Origin of the sequence: Bifidobacterium panos (genome assembly GCF_012932445.1) — a bacterium.
Classification (GTDB): domain Bacteria; phylum Actinomycetota; class Actinomycetes; order Actinomycetales; family Bifidobacteriaceae; genus Bifidobacterium; species Bifidobacterium panos.
The window spans coordinates 42,821-60,187 of record NZ_JAAIIJ010000012.1 but is presented as its reverse complement, the minus strand read 5'-3'; the positions used below and the strand labels follow the sequence as shown (position 1 = coordinate 60,187).

The following is a 17,367-nucleotide window of genomic DNA, read 5'->3' as shown; positions in this document are numbered from 1 at the left end:
CACGCAAAGGTCTAACAGTCGAATAGACTGGTAATCAAAGCGCTCAAAGCACACGGCCACAAGCCCAGCCTGCGCAACGAGGCCAAGCCGCACGGGGGGATACCAGCGCCCGGCAGTGCGGCGCGGCGGGAACCTTTTGAGATGTGAGAGGAATCATGGCTTTACCGACACCTCTGCAGGCATTCAGCGCCGTGCCCAAAGCATCCGTGCACGACGACAAGCAGACCATCACCGACGGAGAGAAGATGACCGGTGCCCACGCACTGGTTCGTACGCTGGAAGACCTGGGCGTGACCGACGTGTTCGGCGTGCCGGGCGGCGCGATTCTGCCGGTATATCACCAAATCAATTCCAAAACGAAGTTCCGCTTCATGCTGATGCGCCACGAGCAAGCCGCCGGCCACGCCGCCGAGGGCTACGCGCTGGCCACCGGCCAAGTGGGCGTGTGCCTCGTGACGTCCGGCCCGGGCGCGACGAATATGATCACCCCGATTGCCGACGCGAATATGGACTCCGTGCCGATGGTGGTGATCACCGGCCAGGTGGGCGTCGATTCGATTGGCACCGATGCCTTCCAGGAGGCGGACATCGTGGGGGCCACCTACCCGGTGGTCAAGCATTCGTACTTGGTCACCTCCGCGCAGGACATTCCGCGCGTGCTGGCCGAGGCTTATTATGTGGCCAATTCCGGCCGCCCCGGCCCGGTGGTGGTGGATGTCACCAAGACGGCGCAGACGGGCGAGATGTATTATTCGTGGCCGCAGCGCATGATTCTGCCCGGCTACAATCCCACCACCAAGGCGCATGGGCATGTGCTTAACGATGCGGCCAGGCTGTTCGGCCAGTCCTACCGCCCGGTGCTGTATGTGGGTGGCGGCGCGGTGCGTTCCAACGCGGGCGAGCTGGTCAAGAAGCTCGCGGACGTGACCGGCGCGCCGATCGTCACCACATTGCCTGCGCGCGGCGTGGTGCCCGACAGCGACCCGAAAGTGCTTGGCATGTTGGGCATGCACGGCACCATCGCGGCCACCGGCGCGGTGCAGCGCTGCGATTTGCTGGTGGCCATCGGCGCGCGATTCGACGACCGCGTGACCGGCAAGCTGGAGGCTTTCGCGCCTGCCGCCCGCGTGATCCATATTGACATCGATCCCGCGGAAATCGGCAAGAACCGCCAGCCGGACGTGCCCATCGTGGGTGATGTATCCGCCGTTCTGGCCGACCTCATCCCCGCCATCGAGCGCACACAGGCCATCCAAGGCAAGCCCGACTTGAAGCCTTGGTGGAATGCGATTCACGACTGGCTTGAGCGTTATCCGATTACGTGGGAGGAACCTACAGATGGTTCGCTCGCGCCGCAATGGGTGGTCAAGAAGCTTTCCGAGATGGCCGACCCCGACACCGTGTGGGTGACCGGCGTGGGGCAGCATCAGATGTGGGGCGCGCAGCTTATCGACTTCGAGAAGCCGAACTCGTGGATCTCCTCGGGCGGCTTGGGCACGATGGGTTACGGCTTGCCCGCGGCCATCGGCGCCTCCATCGGTTTGAAGGGCGGCCCGGTGTGGCTGATCGACGGCGACGGCTCCTTCCAGATGACCTCGGAGGAGCTGGCCGCGGCGTTCCATGACGGCGCGCCGGTGAAAATCGCCATTCTCAACAACTCCGTGTATGGCATGGTGCGCCAGTGGCAGACGCTGTTCTATGAGCGTCATTATTCGGCCACGAACCTGCTGGACGGCGAGACGCATGGTGCCGAGGGCAGCCAGCAGGCGGCGGCTGACGATCTGCCTCTTGAGGTGCCCGATTTCGTCAAGCTGGCCGAGGCGTATGGTTGCGTCGGCATGCGTGCGTTCACCGAGGAAGAGGCGGCCCAGGCCATCAAGCGCGCGAATGAAATCAACGATCGCCCGGTGCTCATCGACTTCCGCGTGTGGAAGGACGCAATGGTGTGGCCGATGGTCTCGGCTGGCGCATCCAATGACGACGTGACTTATATGCCGGGTGTCAAGCCGTTGCGCAAACCGACTGGCATCGTCGATATCGATGCCAACAAGACAACGAGCGAGAAGTGAGAGGGGAGAACATCATGGCATATCCTGCATCTGGATCGGGTTCCGTGCGCCACACGCTGTCGGTGCTGGTGGAGAACCGCCCCGGCGTGCTGTCCCGCGTGGCCGGCCTGTTCGCACGCCGCTCGTTCAACATCAACTCGCTGTCCGTCTCCCCCACCGAGCGGCCGGACATCTCACGCATCACCGTGACGGCTGATGTGGAGGCCGTTCCGCTGGAGCAGATCATCAAGCAGCTCAACAAACTGCTGCATGTGCTGAAGATCGTCGAGCTTGATCCGAAGACCACCGTGGAACGCGAGCTGGTGCTGATCAAGGTGGCGGCGGATGAGTCGAATCGTTCCGACGTGCTGGAGATCGTGCGTCTGTTCCGCGTGCGCGTGGTGGATGTCAACCCCGAATCGCTGACCATCGAAGCCACCGGCGCGGAGGGCAAGATCGACGCGCTGCTCGGGTTGCTGGAGCATTACGGCGTGGTGGAGTTGGTGCGTTCCGGCGCCGTCGCCGTCACCCGCGGCCCCAAGGCCCTCAGCGAAAAAGTCATCGGTTCGGAGATCACGGGGCGTTGAACCCAGTGGGTTCAACGCAACAGCGAGCAGCGATAGCGTCGCGAGCGTCTATAGACCAAACACCGACAAGTCGTTACACGGCAAGATTTCTCCGCTACGCGGCTGCGCCGCTCCGGTCGAAATGACAATAAACAGAACACCCACTCCGGTCGAAATGACAAGCAACGGAATGTGCCCACTCATTATCCATTCTGAGCGAAACCCGACCCGTTCAATGTCATTTCGAGCGGAGCCCGAAGGGTGAAGTCGAGAAATCTTACAGCCACACCCTTATCCGAGTCGCTCGGAAAGATCGAGCCACTCGGTTTCGAGAGATTCCGATTCGGCGGCAAGGGACTGCAACTGGGCATTGAGGGCGTTCAAACCCTCATAGTCGGCGGGGTCGTGCGCGGCCATCTGCTGCTCGACCCCCGCCTTCTGCTCCTCGAGCTTGGCGAGTTTACGCTCGATGGCGTTGACACGGCGCGTGGCATCGTGACGCTCCTTGCCGGTCAGCTCGCCCGCGCCATCCGCGGGTTTTGCGGCGTGTTGGTCAGCGGAACGCGCATCTCCAGAAGCACCGCTTCCGTCGGACGGCCCATCCCCCGCGGCTTTCGTTGATGCGGACTGGCTGCCAGCACCGCCACTGTGCGCTTGCTCGATCATCTTCAGATAATCATCGACGCCACCCGGCAAATGGCGCACTTTGCCGCCAATCAGCGCGAACTGCTCGTCGGTGACGCGCTCCAGCAAATACCGGTCATGCGACACCACAATCAGTGTGCCCGGCCAAGTGTCGAGCAGATCCTCCATGACGGCGAGCATATCGGTGTCCAAATCGTTGCCCGGCTCGTCCATAATGAGCACGTTTGGCTCATCAAGCAGAATCAGCAACAACTGCATACGGCGCTTCTGGCCGCCGGACAAATCCCTGATCGGCGTCATCAACTGAGCCGCGGAGAACCCAAGCCGCTCCATCATCTGGCCGGGCGTGGTTTCCTTGCCGTCCACGATGTAGCTGGGCTTGTAGCGCGAAAGCACTTCCTTGACCTTGTATTTGCCCAGTTTTTCCAGTTCGTCGAGCCGTTGCGAAAGCACCGCGAACCTGACGGTCTTGCCGATATTCACATGCCCCGCGGTGGGTGTGATGGTGCCGTCCAGCACCTTGAGCAGCGTGGATTTGCCCGCGCCGTTCGCGCCGACGATGCCAAAGCGGTCGCCGGGGCCAATCAGCCAAGTCACGTCGTCGAGAATCTTGCGGCCGGTGACGGTGATGTGGTGTGTGGCGGCGGTTTCGTCGCCACTCTCGTCTTGCCAGCCCTCTCGCGCGACACCGGCGTCAATCAAACGCTTGTCCTGCTCAGGGCAATCGACAGACAATTCGACGGAACCATACACCTTCGGCTCGGCGACCAGCGAATCGACCACATCGACGCGACTGGCGGATTGCGCCACATCGGGGTCAATCGCCGCGGCGGCGGCCTCATTGCTGAAAATCTGCGTGACATCGATCAGATCGACCACCTGCTTGCCGAGGCGCGAGGTGGCCATCTGCTTCAATTCCAGCGTGTTGCGCATGGGCGGCACGTCTGCGATCAGCTCGCGCGCGGCCTTGACGTGGAACTTCTGCTTGGTGGAGCGGGCGCGGGCGCCGCGCGTCAGCCACGCCAGCTCCTTGCGTGCGAGGTTGCGGCGCTTCGTTTCGCGCACGTCGGCCTGACGGTCGCGCTCGACGCGCTGCAGCATATAAGCCGAATAGCCGCCCTCGAACGGCTCGATGGTGCCGTCGTGAACCTCCCACATCGACTCGCACACCTCGTCCAGAAACCAGCGGTCGTGAGTGACCAGCAACAGCGCGCCCTGCCCCTTGCCCCAACGGTTCTTCAGGTGCTCGGCCAGCCAGTGAATCGTCACGACATCCAAGTGATTCGTAGGCTCATCCAACGCGAGAATATCCCAATCGCCCAGCAGCAGACGCGCCAGATCCGCGCGACGGCGCTGGCCGCCGGACAGAGAACCGACCGTTGCGTCCAGACTGATGCCGCCCAGCAGCGCTTGCACGATTTCGCGCGACGTGTTGTCGGACGCCCATTCGTAATCGGCACGGTTGGCGAGCGCGGCTTGGCGCACGGTGGCGCTGTCGTCAAGAGGGTCGCGCTGATCGAGCATGCCGAAGGTCAGGCCGCCGCGGCGGGTCACGCGCCCGGAATCGGGCTCCCTGGTGCCGCCCAGCAGGTGCAACAGCGTGGATTTGCCGTCGCCGTTGCGACCGACGATGCCGATGCGGTCGCCCTCGAACACGCCCTGCGTCACGTCGGTGAAGATGGTTTTCGTTGCGAATGCGAGCGACACGCGCTCCAGCCCTAAGTCATACGTCGGCATAATCCACCAATCTAGCGCGGCGGCAATACCTCGGACACCCGTACTTGGGCAAAAACGTACACTGACAACGCCTCAGCGTACGAAATTTCCAAAACCAGCCGAATCATATGAAAAAACGTACACTGACGATTGCTCAGCGTACGTTTTTGCGCAAATCAACGAGCACTATAGTGACTGGGCGCAACTGCTGCAGCGGGCGGCGAAACCAGAGAACACCTGTTCGGCGAGCGGCCTGAGCAACGGGTCGTATAGGGCGAAATCCTCACGCAGCTTCGACTTGGAAAACCCTGCGGCCTTGAGTTCCTTGACCATGCGCGACTCGTCCAGCCACTCCTCCAGCACCGAAGCGGTGACTTCCAGATGGAACTGCAGCCCCAGCGCCGACCCCGCACGGAACGCCTGAACCTTGGTGCCGGCGGAGCGAGCCAACGGTTGCGCGCTCTCCGGCAGCGTAACCACATCGTTGTGCCAGTGCAACACGTCGATTTTCTTGTCCCACATCGAAAAATAATCGTGCTTGTTCAGGCGGCTGATCGGCGCGAAACCGATTTCCGGCGCATCGCCTTTCTTGAGTTTCGCACCGAGCGCGGTGGCGATGATCTGATGCCCCAGGCACACGCCCAGCACCGGTTTGCCCGCCGCGACGCATGCGCGCGCCAACTTGGCCTCCGCTTTCAGCCCCGGGTGTTTGTCGACGTCGGCGGCCCCCATTGGCCCGCCCATGATGACCAGCCCGGCAATCTCGTCAAACTGAGGCAGATCGGGCTTTTTGATGTCGACGATGTTCAGTGTGTGATACGACAGATTGAGGTCGTCCAAGCTGTCGAGAATGCGCCCGGGCTTCTCCCAGGGGACGTGCTGCAGAATCAACACTTGCGATTGCGTCATGCCCCCTATTGTGGCACGGGCCACGTAAACGAGAGTTCACGGCGATTGCCGCTTGTCTGGTTTCCTGCCTACCCTGTTGACCTATGGGAAACAGCCAAGAACCGCAGAATTTCAACGCTTCAGACCCGGCGAATGGACCCGCAGCAGCCGGTCGAAATGACAATACGGGACTCTCCAAGGCCGCCCAGGGGCTGAAGCTGTATGACACAGCCACGCACGCGACAGCCGCGTTCGCTCCCATCAAGCCGGGTCAGGTGGGCATGTATGTGTGCGGTGCGACGGTGCAGTCTTCCCCGCATATCGGGCATATTCGCGCGGCGGTGGCGTTCGACATCGTGCGCCGTTGGCTGGTGAAGCTGGGCTATCAGGTGACGTTCGTGCGCAATGTGACGGATATCGACGACAAGATTCTCGACAAGGCCGCCGCGGCCGGGCAGCAGTGGTGGGCGCGCGCGTATTACTACGAGCGCGAGTTCACCGAGGCCTATGACGCACTGGGCGTGCTGCCACCCACCGTCGAACCGCGCGCCACCGGGCACATGCCGGACATGATCGCCATGATTCAGCGCATTATCGACAACGGGCACGCCTATGTGGTGAGCGGCGCTGACGGCAAGCCGACCGGCAATGTGTATTTCGACGTGGCGAGCTGGCCGCATTACGGCGAGCTGACGCACCAGAAGCAGAGCGTCGCTGATGAAACCGACGAGGCTGCGGCCGTGGCCGACCGCATGGGGCCGAGCGTGGATGCGGCGGGTGACGACAAATACAATCCCGTCGACCCGGCGGATGCCTCGCCCGACAAGCACGACCCGCGCGATTTCGCCCTGTGGAAAGCGCCGAAAGACAGCGACCCGCTGGACGCGCGTTGGGACACGCCGTTTGGCTTAGGGCGGCCTGGCTGGCATATCGAATGTTCCGCGATGAGCCACCGTTACCTGAAGGACGGTTTCGACATCCACGGCGGCGGGCTTGACTTGCGATTCCCCCACCACGAGAACGAGATGGCACAGACCCGCGCCGCCGGTTACGATTCCGCCGCACACTGGATGCATTCGGCGTGGGTGACGACCAAGGGCGAGAAGATGTCGAAATCGCTGGGCAATGGGCTGTCGGTGCCGGTGGTGCTGGCCGAAAACTCGGCTTGGGTGGTGCGTTACGCGCTGGGCGGCGTGCAATACCGCTCGATGCTGGAGTGGAGCGACCAGACGCTGGCCGAAGCGAAGGCTGCGTATGAGCGCGTGTGCAACTTCATCGAGCGCGCGGGGGCGGCTGTGGGCGAGCAGCCGTCTGGCAAGGAGGTGCGTTCGGTTGGCGCCGACGAGCTGCCGGATGAATTCGTGGCGGCGATGAATGACGATGTCAATGTGTCGGGCGCGACGGCGGCGATTTTCACCGCGATTCGTTCCGGCAACACGCAGCTGGGCGAGCTGGCCGACCATGCCGATTCGGCGGATGCTGTGGAAGCGAAGGCGCGGGTGCGTGCCACGCTGGTGAGCGTGCGCGCCATGCTCGACACGCTTGGGCTGGACCCGCTGGCCGAGCCGTGGATGGGCGGCGCGCCCAATGGCGAGAGCAGCGAGAACGGCGAACATGCCGTGCTCGACAGGCTGATTGCCGATCAGCTCACCGCACGTCAGGAAGCGCGCAAAGCCAAGGACTTCGCCCGCGCCGATGCGATTCGCGACGCGCTGACACAAGCCGGCATCGTCATCGAAGACACCCCCCAAGGCCCCACCTGGTCCCTAAAGTAGTTTTCCCCCGCGGTCGATAGACTGGGTGGCATTATGGCAGCATTTAGTTCTTTGACTGACAGGCTCTCGAATGCGTTCAAGCATCTGAAGAGCAAGGGCAAACTTTCCGAAGCCGATATCGACGGCACAATACGCGAGATTCGCCGTGCGTTGCTCGACGCCGACGTGGCGCTTGACGTGGTGCGTTCCTTCACGGGCCGCGTGCGCGAGCGGGCGCTGGGCACCGAGGTGTCGCAGGCGCTCAACCCCGCGCAGCAAGTGGTGAAGATCGTCAACGACGAGCTGACCGATGTGCTCGGTGCCGGTGTGGACCGCCCGCTGAATTTCGCCAAGAACCCGCCCACGGTGATTATGCTCGCCGGCTTGCAGGGCGCCGGTAAAACCACGCTCGCCGGCAAGCTGGGATATTGGCTCAAGGACGCCGGCCACACGCCGCTGCTGGTGGCGGCCGACCTGCAGCGCCCGAACGCGGTGACACAGTTGCAGGTGGTGGGCGAGCGCGCCGGCGTGCCGGTGTATGCACCCGAGAAGGGTGTGCAGTCGGACGGCGGCGAGGCGGTGGTTGCGCCCGGCCAAACTTCGGGCGACCCGGTGAAAGTGGCGCGCGACGCCGTCGAACTGGCCAAGCAGAAGCTGTATGACACGGTGATCATCGACACCGCCGGCCGCTTGGGTGTGGACGACGAGCTGATGAAGCAGGCGCGCGACATCCGCGACGCCGTGAATCCCAACGAAATTCTGTTCGTCATCGACGCGATGATCGGCCAGGACGCGGTGCGCACGGCCAAGGCCTTTGACGAGGGCGTGGATTTCACCGGCGTGGTGCTCTCCAAGCTCGACGGCGACGCGCGCGGCGGCGCGGCTCTGTCGGTGGCGAGCGTGACCGGCAAGCCGATTCTGTTCACCTCCACCGGCGAGGGACTGAAGGATTTCGAGGTCTTCCACCCCGACCGCATGGCCTCGCGCATTCTCGACATGGGCGACATCATGACGCTCATCGAACAGGCGCAAAAGCAGTTCGACGAGGAAGAGGCGCGTCAGGCCGCGGCGAAGATGGCCGAAGGTTCGTTCGGTTTGGACGACTTCATGGACCAGTTGCAGCAAGTGCGCAAGCTCGGTTCGATGAAATCGCTGTTGGGCATGATTCCCGGCATGGCTCAACACCGCAAGGAGCTGGAGCAGTTCGACGAGAAGGAAATCGACCGCACCGAGGCGATTATTCGCTCGATGACGCCGGCCGAGCGGCGAGATCCCTCCATTATCGACGGCTCGCGCCGCGCGCGTATCGCCTATGGTTCCGGCGTGACCGTCTCCGCCGTGAACGCGCTGCTGCAACGCTTCGAGCAGGCCGCCAAGATGATGAAGCGCATGACGAACAAGGCCGGCATGGGCGGCATGCCTGGCTTCGGCGGGCCGGGCGGCGGCAAGAAGAACGGCAAGGGCAAGAAAAACAAGAAGAAGGGCTCCAAGTCCGGCAACCCGATGAAGCGCGAGGCCGAAGAGCAGGCGTTGCGCGACCGTCTTGCGGGCAAGAGCTCAAGCGGCGGTTCCGCGTTCGCCAAGAAGCCGCAGAATCCGGCCCTGCCCGCCGGCCTTGACGAGCTGATGGGCGACGGCGGCAACGGCATGCCCGATCTTCCGCCGAATCTCGGCGGCGGCATCGGCGGCCTGTTCGGGCGCTGAGAACCGTTGTCGCTCCCCTCAATCGGGAGCCTCAAGGAGGAAGCATGACCATAGCGCTGATGGTGGCAGCGGTGCTGGCGTGGTGCTGGATTGCGCTCAGTTGCTTGCCGGCCGGAACCGAAGCGCACATGCCGATGCCGTATCTGATTGCGCTGATCCCGCTGCTGTGGGTGCCTTTGGTGGCGCTGGGCGCGCTGGCCGCTTGGTTTCATGTATGGGGTACGGCTTGTTGCCTGCTGGCCGCGGCCATTGCCTCGGTATTGCGTCGTGCGCAATACCGGAAGATAGGGCGTGAAACACCCCATGAAACGCAAATCAGCACTCGTGAAACACAGTGTGAAACAGCTTCGGACACACTGCGGGTCATGACGCTGAACTGCCGCTATGGACGCGCGGACGCCGGCATCATCATGCGGCACATACGCGAACGCGACATCGACGTGCTCGCCCTGCAGGAAGTAACCGACGCGCTCATAGTGCGCCTGAACGAAGCAGGAATAAGAGATACGCTTCCCCATTGCCAAACAGGCACGCCGCACGAAGACGATAACGGCGGCTACAACGCACTGTTCTCGCGCATCGAGCCAGCCGCAACAATCCCCAATGTCGTTGATATTCCAGCCGCGGAAGTGCCGGCGATGACGCTGGGCGTGGGCGGGCGCAACCTCACCGTCGCCTCAGCGCACCCCAAATCACCCATGCGCGGCTGCACGCAATGGTCGGCCGGCATTCGTGGGCTTTCGGCACTGGCCGCCCGCGCCCGCGACGACGAACGCGATGACGTGGCGGTGATGGGCGATCTCAACTCGTCCATCGAACACCCGAGTTTCCGCGCCTTGCTCACCGCCGGTTTGAGCGACGCGAGCCTTGCCCAAGGTGCCGGCCCCGCCCCCACCTTCCCCAGCTGGCTGAAATGGCCGCGCATCGAACTCGACCATGTGCTGTTCACGCGCGGTGTGCGCGCCAGCGATGTGCGCCCGCTCGCAGTTGCGGGCAGCGATCACCTCGCGCTCGTTGCGACACTGTCGCTGCCGCACTGTCGCTGAGCTGAGCGCACCGTCCGGGGCTTGGGTCTATAATGCTTAAGTTATTCGCGCGCGCGTGGCGCCCTCTACACCCCGGGCCGCGAGGAACGCGTGGGTTATGGCTTGCCGTGCCCCACACAGCAGCGATAATTCACAACTCTAGATACCAAGGAGAGCCGTTTTGGCAACCAAGATTCGTCTCAAGCGAATGGGCAAGAAGTTCTATGCGTTCTACCGCGTGGTGGTCGTTGACTCCCGCGTCAAGCGCGATGGTCAGGTGATTGAGGAGATCGGTACCTACAATCCGAACACCCAGCCTTCCACCATCGAGATTGATACCGAGCGCGCGCAGTACTGGCTCGGCGTCGGTGCGCAGCCGACCGAACCCACGCTTGCCCTGCTCAAGGTGACCGGCGATTGGCAGAAGTTCAAGGGGCTGAAGGGTGCCGAGGGCACGCTGAAGACCGTCGAGGCCGGCCCGGATGCCGCCGCTCGCGTCGAGGCCGTCGAGGCCGAAGCCCAGAAGCTCAAGGCCGCCAAGTCCGAAGCCGACGCCAAGGCCAAGGCTGAAGCTGCTGCCGAGGCTGAGAAGGCCGAAGAGGCCGCTGCAGCTCAGGCTGAAGAGGCCCCGGCTGAAGAAGCTCCGGCCGCAGAGTGAGCCGTAAGAAAGGCTAGCTGATCATGCTTGCACAGGCTGTGGAACATCTCATCAAGAACGTCGTTGATTTTCCCGACGATGTGTCTGTCAGGTCCCACGAGAACGCGCGCGGCGAACTGCTTCGCGTGCGCGTCAACCCGGAGGATATCGGGCGTGTCATTGGGCGCGGCGGCCGCACCGCCAACGCGATTCGCACCGTGGCTCAGGCTCTGTCCGACCACAGGGTGCGCGTTGACATCATGGATGTGCGCCGCTGATCGACAGCGATAAGGTAAACTGCACAGCATGGCAGATCAGAACATGCATGACGACCCTCAGCAACGTGAGTTGTTGAGGGTTTGTCGTATCGGCCGTGCCCAGGGCATGAAGGGCGAAGTCACCGTACGGGTGTTCACCGACGACCCCGAATGGCGGTTTGCCGCGGGGTCGGTGCTGTATTCGCAAGACGGAACCGACGAGTATATTGTGGAACGCTCCCGCACGTTCAAGAATCGTTGGATCATCAAGCTTCAAGGATGCGACGACCGCAACGCTTCGGAAAGCTTGAACGGGCTTGAATTGTACGGCGAGGCCGACGACCCCGACGACATGCTTGAGGCGGACGAATGGTATCCGAAAGACTTGATCGGTCTTGAGGCGCGCATGGCCGAGGGCAATGGTGTCGGCGCGGCAGCGGGCACCGTGGTGGGCAAGGTGGTTGACGTGATCGACTCCCCCGCGCAGTCGTTGCTCAAGATTCGGCTTGCCGAACCTGTAATTGTCGGCACTGCTTCAGACGGCACGCCCACAGTGGAGAAGACCGCGCTGGTGCCTTTTGTGGACGAACTGGTGCCTGACATCGATCTGGAAGCCGGATATTTGACACTCGACCCGCCGGGCGGTCTTATTGCCGGGCTGTGACGTTGCATCATACACGCAACATGGCGGATTTTGTTTGAACACCGCGTCATGGGACGCGCTAGGGTGGTGAATCATGAGGATTGACATCGTAAGCGTGTTCCCCGAGTATTTCGACGTGCTGAACCTGAGCCTGTTCGGCAAGGCGCAGGCCAAGGGGCTGCTTGAAGTGGCCACGCACAACCTGCGCGACTGGACGCATGACGTGCACCATTCGGTGGACGACACCCCGGTGGGTGGCGGCGCGGGCATGGTGATGAAGCCCGAGGTGTGGGCCGAGTGCCTTGACGAACTGCTGGGACCTGACGAACTGCTGGGATCTCAGCCTTCCGTCCTCATCTTCCCCAACCCATCCGCGCCGTTGTTCACCCAACGCGACGCCACCGAATTGAGCCGCGCCAGCCACCTGCTGTTTGGTTGCGGGCGCTATGAGGGCTATGACGCGCGCATTCCCGAGTATTACCGCGCGCAAGGCGTGGATGTGCGCGAGTATTCCATCGGCGACTACGTGCTCAATGGCGGCGAGGTGGCGACTTCGGTGATGCTGGAGGCGATTACGCGGCTCATCCCCGATTTCATGGGCAACCCCGAGTCCATCGTGGAGGAATCGTACACAGGCGAGGGCGCGTTGCTGGAGCACCGGCAATACACCAAACCGGCGGAATGGCGCGGTTTGCGCGTGCCGGATGTGCTGTTGTCCGGCGACCACGGCAAGGTCGACCGATTCCGGCGCGACGAGGCGTTGGCGCGTACCGACAAGATTCGGCCCGACCTGATAGAGACGCTCGATTGCACGCAACTCGACAAAGCCGATCGCAAAACGCTGATGGCCCTGGGCTGGGAAGTCAGCGGCCCCCACCCGCGCAGACTGCAGTGAGCAATCGCCGTTTACTTGGTGAAGTGGAGCCGTATCGTCGTTCGTTGGCATCGCTCCGGGCCTCTTGGGCCAAGTCTTTACGTCAACGAACGACGATGCGGCTCCGCTTCGCTTCCGGTCAGACGGCGCGTTCAATATAGAAGACGGCGGTTTCGCCGTAGTTGCGGCGTTGGGTGACTTGCCAGCCACTCGGCGGGGTTGGGTTGTCCGAGCGCGTGGAACGTTCGAACACGATGATGGTCTGCTCGCCGGCCAGCCCATTATCGGCCAGATTGCGCAACAGCTGGTTGCAATCCTGTGTTTCAAAGGCATACGGCGGGTCGATGAATACTACGTCGAACGGCTGCGCCGCAGGAGCCGCCGCGAATTGCTCGGCTCTTTTCACCAACACCTGCACACGTATGTCCGAATCCCATGAACGGTTGTGCCGCAGTTGCGTCACGGTTTTGGAAATCAAGGCGGCGGCGGGCTTTGACGATTCCACAGCGACGAGCTCGCGCGCACCGCGGCTCAGCGCCTCAATGCCGAGCGCGCCGGTGCCGGCGAACAAGTCCAGCACGCGCGCGTCGTCCAGCACACCCCACGAATCGAGGTGCGAGAAGATGGCTTCTTTGGTGCGGTCGGTGGTCGGCCGTGTACCTTGCTTCGGCGCAGCCAGCGCCACGCCTTTGAATCGTCCCGAAATCACGCGCATAATCATCAATCTAGCGGGCGAAGCCTACCAACATCCATCACGAGCTGGTGAGGAACGCCTCATTGCCGCGCGTGAAATCGAGCACAGCACCGGCGAGCTGCACCTCACCGGCCAGTTCGGGGTCGGCGGCGAGCAACCGTTCGGCGCGGGCGCGGGCATCGGCGATAAGATCGGCATCCTTGATGACGCGCAACAATTTGAGACTTGATTTGCCGCCCGATTGGGCGTCACCCAGCACATCGCCCGCGCCGCGGAATTGCAAGTCGGCCTGGGCGATTTCGGCACCGTCCAGCGAATCGTGAATAACCTCCAGCCGCGCCTCGGCGGGCGAGCCGGCTTCGGCACGCGAAATCAGGAAGGCCCAACTGTTCGTGCCGCCGCGCCCCACGCGCCCGCGCAACTGGTGCAACTGGCTCAATCCATATCGATCGGCGTCGAAGATCACGATGCAACTGGCTTGTTTGACATCAACGCCCACCTCGATAACGGTGGTGGCGACGAGCACCGGCGTGGTGCCGGAGGCGAAGTCGGCCATGACCCGCGTTTTGACATCGTCCTTGTCGCGCCCGGTGAGCGTGGCGAAACGAATGCTTTGGAATTGCGGCAGTTTCTGCAAGCGATTGGCGATTTCGGCGACGGTGTGCAGTGGCGGGCGCGTTTCGCTGGTCGAGGCATCTTCCGAAGTCGCATACGGGTCAAGTTCCATATCGGCGGGGGCGGCGTCTTGCTTGCCTTCATCCCCGTCGGCCGGGTCGTCGATGCGTGCGCACACGATATAGGCCCGCTCCCCCGCGTCGATGCGCGCGCGAATATGCGAGAACATGTGCGCCATGGTGCCGCCGTCCGCCTCGTTCACCACCACGGTGCGAATCGGCTTGCGCCCGCCGGGCAGTTCGGTGAGCCAGGAGATGTCGAGATTGCCGAACCAAGTCATGGCGGCGGTGCGCGGGATGGGCGTGGCCGTCATTACCAGCAGGTGCGGCGTCGTGCCGTCCGTTGGCATGGCGTGCAACGATTCGCGCTGCTCGACGCCGAAACGATGCTGTTCGTCGATGACGACAAGGGCAAGGTTCGTGGCTTGGAACGTCTTGGAGAAGGCCGCGTGCGTGGCGACGATAATGCCCGGCTCTCCGCTGGCCGCCTCAGCAAGCGCCTTGCGCCGCGCGGCGAGTTTCATACCACCCGTCAGCAACGTGATCGGAATGATGTGATCGCCCTCAAGCGCCTCGACCATCGAGCGAATCGTTTCGGCGTGCTGTTCGGCCAACACCTGCGTGGGCGCGACAAACACGGCCTGATAACCCGCACCGACGGCTTGCAGCATGGCCACGAGCGCCACCACGGTTTTGCCGGATCCCACCTCGCCCTGCAACAACCGTTGCATCGGACAATCCTGAGCCATGTCGACTGCAATATCGTCAATCACCTCGCGCTGGCCGTTGGTGAGCTGGAAGGGCAGCGAGGCAATGAACCGATCGCGCAATGAATCGGTCGCGAGCGTGCACGGATGCGCGGTGGCGGCCTTGACGTCGCGGCGTGTGCGCAGCAACGCGGTTTGGCAGACGAGCGCCTCCTCATAGCGCAGTGTGGCGATGCCCTGATGGAACGCCTTGACCGATTCGGGTTCGTGGACGGCGCGGAATGCTTCGGCGCGGTGCAACAAACCGCGGTCGGCGCGTGTCACTTCGGGAAGGATGTCGGGGATGGCTTCGGCCAGCGTGCCCGCGAAGCGCTCCTCGTCATCCGCGTGTTGCACGGCGATTTCATCGGTGCCGGGGGCGACCATATCGCGTCCGCCGAGCGCCCAGAGCAGACTGACGATGGTTTCGTGGATATGCTCGCTGGAGAGCCGCGACGAAGCATGATACACAGGCCGCGGGCGGCAGACACGCGCCAGTCCCTCGTCCATGGAGGCGGCGTCGTATGAACGCGCATCGTTCGGTTGCGCTGGGGTCGGCACCACGGTGAGAATATCCGGGTGTGTGAACTGCAACTGCCCCATGTATTCGCCGGGCGCGCCGGAAACGACCACGCTGGCACCGGCGACAAGGCGCATGGCCATCCAGTCGACGTAGCTTTTCCGTCTGGAGAAGAACACCAGTCGCACCACGCTGCCAGGCGCGCCACGCGAGGCGGCGAACGCGGAATCATCCGCCACCACCTCAAACCGATATCCATGCCGGGCGTTCATCGGCACGACGCGAGCCGAACGCACCACGGCGGCGAACGCCATCGCCTCGCCGATGCGCGCCTCACGCACCGCACGCGCCGGCACCGGGTCGGTGACGCGGAACGGATAATAAGTCAGCGCGTCGCCCACCGACACGATGCCGAAGGATTTGAGCGCGGACACACGCCGTTTGTTCGCCAGCAGCGCGGCGAGCGGGGTGTCCAACGAGATGCTCATGCCTTCCATCTTATCCGCGCCGCCGATTTCCCCTCACCCAAGCGACAGACACAACCCCCCGCCGAGCCAAAGCAATCCTTTGAACCTGCCGGATTGCGGGCTAAGGAAATTTGCGAAACATATTCGACTCGATATAATTCTAGTGAAGATTTTTGCATAAACCTGCAAAAATCTTCACTAGGAGGTGTTGTCTATGGAAATCAAAAGGGACCGGTACCTAAACACGCTTATCAGCAAGGAACATAACGGATTCATCAAAGTCATAACCGGCATGAGACGATGCGGAAAATCATACCTCCTGTTCAATCTCTTCAAAGAGCATTTACTGGCGAAAGGGGTCGCTGAAGACCACATCATTGAAATTGCGTTTGACGCCTTCGAGAATAAACAGTTCCGCGACCCGAATGTGCTGTTCCCGCATTTGAAAGCGCAGCTCAAAGACGACGGCATGAATTATGTGCTGCTTGATGAAATACAGCTGTTGGGTGAGTTTGAAGATGTTCTGAACAGCTTGATTCGCATGAAGAACGTCGATGTGTACGTGACTGGAAGCAACGCCCGTTTTCTCTCGAAAGATGTAATCACGGAGTTCAGAGGGCGCGGCGACGAAGTGCGCATGTACCCACTCAGTTTCGCGGAGTTCATGTCCGTCTATCCAGGCACGAAGCAGGATGGCTGGAACGAGTACATGCTATACGGAGGTTTGCCGCCGGTTTTGAGCTTTACGACCCCGGAGCAGAAGATAGCCTTCCTGAAGTCTCTATTTGAGGAGACCTATATTTCGGATATCGTCGGAAGACATAACATCCGCAACAAAGCGGAACTGGAAGACCTTCTGAATATCCTTTCTTCCGCCATCGGCTCTTTGACCAACCCGGAAAAGCTGTCGGCGACGTTCAAAACGGTCAAAAAAAAGAAGATCAGCAATACGACCATCAAACGATATATTGACTATCTGTGCGATTCGTTCCTGATCGACAGCGCAATCCGCTATGACGTGAAGGGGAAAAAATATATCGACACACCCGTGAAATATTATTTCACCGATATGGGGCTGCGCAACGCCCGCCTGAACTTCAGGCAGTTGGAGGAAACCCACAGCATGGAGAACCTTATTTTCAACGAATTGAAGATCCGTGGTTTCAATGTGGATGTGGGCATTGTCACGAAGTGTGAAACCAACGAGAATGGCAGCAATACCCGCAAACAGTTGGAAATTGATTTCGTCTGCAACAAAGGCTCGAAGCGATATTATATTCAGTCTGCTTACGCGATTCCCGATCAAGCGAAGATGAAGCAGGAGCAACGGCCGCTGATGCTGACCGGAGACTTCTTCAAGCGAATGATTATTACAAAGGATACGCCCGCCCCATACTATAACGAGTCCGGCGTGCTGATTATGAGCGTCTATGATTTCCTGCTGGGTGAAAACAGCTTGGAGGAAAACTAGCGGGGTATTTGAACCATTTGAGGACTGCCCTTCACTGA

14 protein-coding genes are annotated in these 17,367 nt (G+C 61.8%); 10 read left to right on the top strand and 4 right to left on the bottom strand.

What is annotated here, in order from left to right; all coding sequences use genetic code 11:
• Nucleotides 1–155: 155 nt before the first annotated feature.
• Nucleotides 156–2,069: an acetolactate synthase large subunit gene (locus G1C94_RS03530; RefSeq protein ID WP_172144728.1), complete on the top strand. Its 1,914-nt coding sequence runs from the start codon at nucleotides 156–158 to the stop codon at nucleotides 2,067–2,069.
• Between the two features lie 11 nt (nucleotides 2,070–2,080).
• Entirely contained in the window at nucleotides 2,081–2,635 is a 555-nt protein-coding gene (gene ilvN / locus G1C94_RS03525) for an acetolactate synthase small subunit (protein WP_172144783.1), read from the top strand.
• Nucleotides 2,636–2,905: 270 nt separating this feature from the next.
• Here the strand turns inward: ilvN and G1C94_RS03520 are convergent, their stop codons facing one another.
• Entirely contained in the window at nucleotides 2,906–4,996 is a 2,091-nt protein-coding gene (locus G1C94_RS03520) for an ABC-F family ATP-binding cassette domain-containing protein (protein WP_172144726.1), read from the bottom strand.
• A gap of 165 nt (nucleotides 4,997–5,161) precedes the next feature.
• Nucleotides 5,162–5,884: a type 1 glutamine amidotransferase gene (locus G1C94_RS03515; RefSeq protein WP_172144724.1), complete on the bottom strand. Its 723-nt coding sequence runs from the start codon at nucleotides 5,882–5,884 to the stop codon at nucleotides 5,162–5,164.
• Between the two features lie 83 nt (nucleotides 5,885–5,967).
• On the opposite strand from G1C94_RS03515, the gene cysS reads away from it, so the two are divergent.
• From cysS to trmD, 7 genes are all read left to right on the top strand, one after another.
• Nucleotides 5,968–7,638 (top strand): cysteine--tRNA ligase, encoded by a 1,671-nt coding sequence (gene cysS / locus G1C94_RS03510; protein WP_172144722.1) that lies wholly within the window; start codon nucleotides 5,968–5,970, stop codon nucleotides 7,636–7,638.
• Between the two features lie 33 nt (nucleotides 7,639–7,671).
• Nucleotides 7,672–9,321 carry a signal recognition particle protein gene (gene ffh, locus G1C94_RS03505; protein WP_172144720.1) on the top strand — a complete coding sequence of 550 codons (1,650 nt, stop codon included), beginning with the start codon at nucleotides 7,672–7,674 and terminating at the stop codon, nucleotides 9,319–9,321.
• Between the two features lie 44 nt (nucleotides 9,322–9,365).
• Nucleotides 9,366–10,367, top strand: a complete 1,002-nt coding sequence (locus G1C94_RS03500; RefSeq protein ID WP_172144718.1) for an endonuclease/exonuclease/phosphatase family protein — start codon at nucleotides 9,366–9,368, stop codon at nucleotides 10,365–10,367.
• Nucleotides 10,368–10,527: 160 nt separating this feature from the next.
• Nucleotides 10,528–11,004 (top strand): 30S ribosomal protein S16, encoded by a 477-nt coding sequence (gene rpsP, locus G1C94_RS03495; RefSeq protein WP_172144716.1) that lies wholly within the window; start codon nucleotides 10,528–10,530, stop codon nucleotides 11,002–11,004.
• 23 nt (nucleotides 11,005–11,027) lie between these two features.
• Nucleotides 11,028–11,261 (top strand): RNA-binding protein, encoded by a 234-nt coding sequence (locus tag G1C94_RS03490; RefSeq protein ID WP_172144714.1) that lies wholly within the window; start codon nucleotides 11,028–11,030, stop codon nucleotides 11,259–11,261.
• A 28-nt stretch (nucleotides 11,262–11,289) separates the two neighbouring features.
• Nucleotides 11,290–11,904, top strand: coding sequence for a ribosome maturation factor RimM (gene rimM, locus G1C94_RS03485; protein ID WP_172144712.1), 615 nt, complete (start codon nucleotides 11,290–11,292; stop codon nucleotides 11,902–11,904).
• Nucleotides 11,905–11,977: 73 nt separating this feature from the next.
• A complete protein-coding gene (gene trmD, locus G1C94_RS03480; RefSeq protein ID WP_172144710.1) occupies nucleotides 11,978–12,778 on the top strand; it encodes a tRNA (guanosine(37)-N1)-methyltransferase TrmD in 801 nt (266 codons plus the stop codon).
• A gap of 118 nt (nucleotides 12,779–12,896) precedes the next feature.
• Here trmD and rsmD read toward each other — a convergent pair whose 3' ends face one another.
• Together rsmD and G1C94_RS03470 are read right to left on the bottom strand one after the other, a co-directional pair.
• Nucleotides 12,897–13,472: a 16S rRNA (guanine(966)-N(2))-methyltransferase RsmD gene (gene rsmD / locus G1C94_RS03475; protein ID WP_172144708.1), complete on the bottom strand. Its 576-nt coding sequence runs from the start codon at nucleotides 13,470–13,472 to the stop codon at nucleotides 12,897–12,899.
• A 37-nt stretch (nucleotides 13,473–13,509) separates the two neighbouring features.
• The gene (locus G1C94_RS03470) at nucleotides 13,510–15,879 is read right to left on the bottom strand and encodes an ATP-dependent DNA helicase RecG (protein WP_172144705.1); all 2,370 of its coding nucleotides are present in this window, start codon (nucleotides 15,877–15,879) and stop codon (nucleotides 13,510–13,512) included.
• Nucleotides 15,880–16,072: 193 nt separating this feature from the next.
• Between G1C94_RS03470 and G1C94_RS03465 the strand changes: the two genes are divergently transcribed.
• Nucleotides 16,073–17,329, top strand: coding sequence for an ATP-binding protein (locus tag G1C94_RS03465; protein WP_172144702.1), 1,257 nt, complete (start codon nucleotides 16,073–16,075; stop codon nucleotides 17,327–17,329).
• Nucleotides 17,330–17,367: the final 38 nt, after the last annotated feature.

Excerpts from the sequence above, each read along its gene's own strand:
- G1C94_RS03530 (WP_172144728.1), top strand. The coding sequence starts at position 156 with ATGGCTTTACCGACACCTCTGCAGGCATTCAGCGCCGTGCCCAAAGCA.
- G1C94_RS03520 (WP_172144726.1), bottom strand. The coding sequence starts at position 4,996 with ATGCCGACGTATGACTTAGGGCTGGAGCGCGTGTCGCTCGCATTCGCA.
- G1C94_RS03515 (WP_172144724.1), bottom strand. The coding sequence starts at position 5,884 with ATGACGCAATCGCAAGTGTTGATTCTGCAGCACGTCCCCTGGGAGAAG.
- cysS (WP_172144722.1), top strand. The coding sequence starts at position 5,968 with ATGGGAAACAGCCAAGAACCGCAGAATTTCAACGCTTCAGACCCGGCG.
- ffh (WP_172144720.1), top strand. The coding sequence starts at position 7,672 with ATGGCAGCATTTAGTTCTTTGACTGACAGGCTCTCGAATGCGTTCAAG.
- G1C94_RS03500 (WP_172144718.1), top strand. The coding sequence starts at position 9,366 with ATGACCATAGCGCTGATGGTGGCAGCGGTGCTGGCGTGGTGCTGGATT.
- G1C94_RS03490 (WP_172144714.1), top strand. The coding sequence starts at position 11,028 with ATGCTTGCACAGGCTGTGGAACATCTCATCAAGAACGTCGTTGATTTT.
- rimM (WP_172144712.1), top strand. The coding sequence starts at position 11,290 with ATGGCAGATCAGAACATGCATGACGACCCTCAGCAACGTGAGTTGTTG.
- trmD (WP_172144710.1), top strand. The coding sequence starts at position 11,978 with ATGAGGATTGACATCGTAAGCGTGTTCCCCGAGTATTTCGACGTGCTG.
- rsmD (WP_172144708.1), bottom strand. The coding sequence starts at position 13,472 with ATGCGCGTGATTTCGGGACGATTCAAAGGCGTGGCGCTGGCTGCGCCG.
- G1C94_RS03470 (WP_172144705.1), bottom strand. The coding sequence starts at position 15,879 with ATGAGCATCTCGTTGGACACCCCGCTCGCCGCGCTGCTGGCGAACAAA.
- G1C94_RS03465 (WP_172144702.1), top strand. The coding sequence starts at position 16,073 with ATGGAAATCAAAAGGGACCGGTACCTAAACACGCTTATCAGCAAGGAA.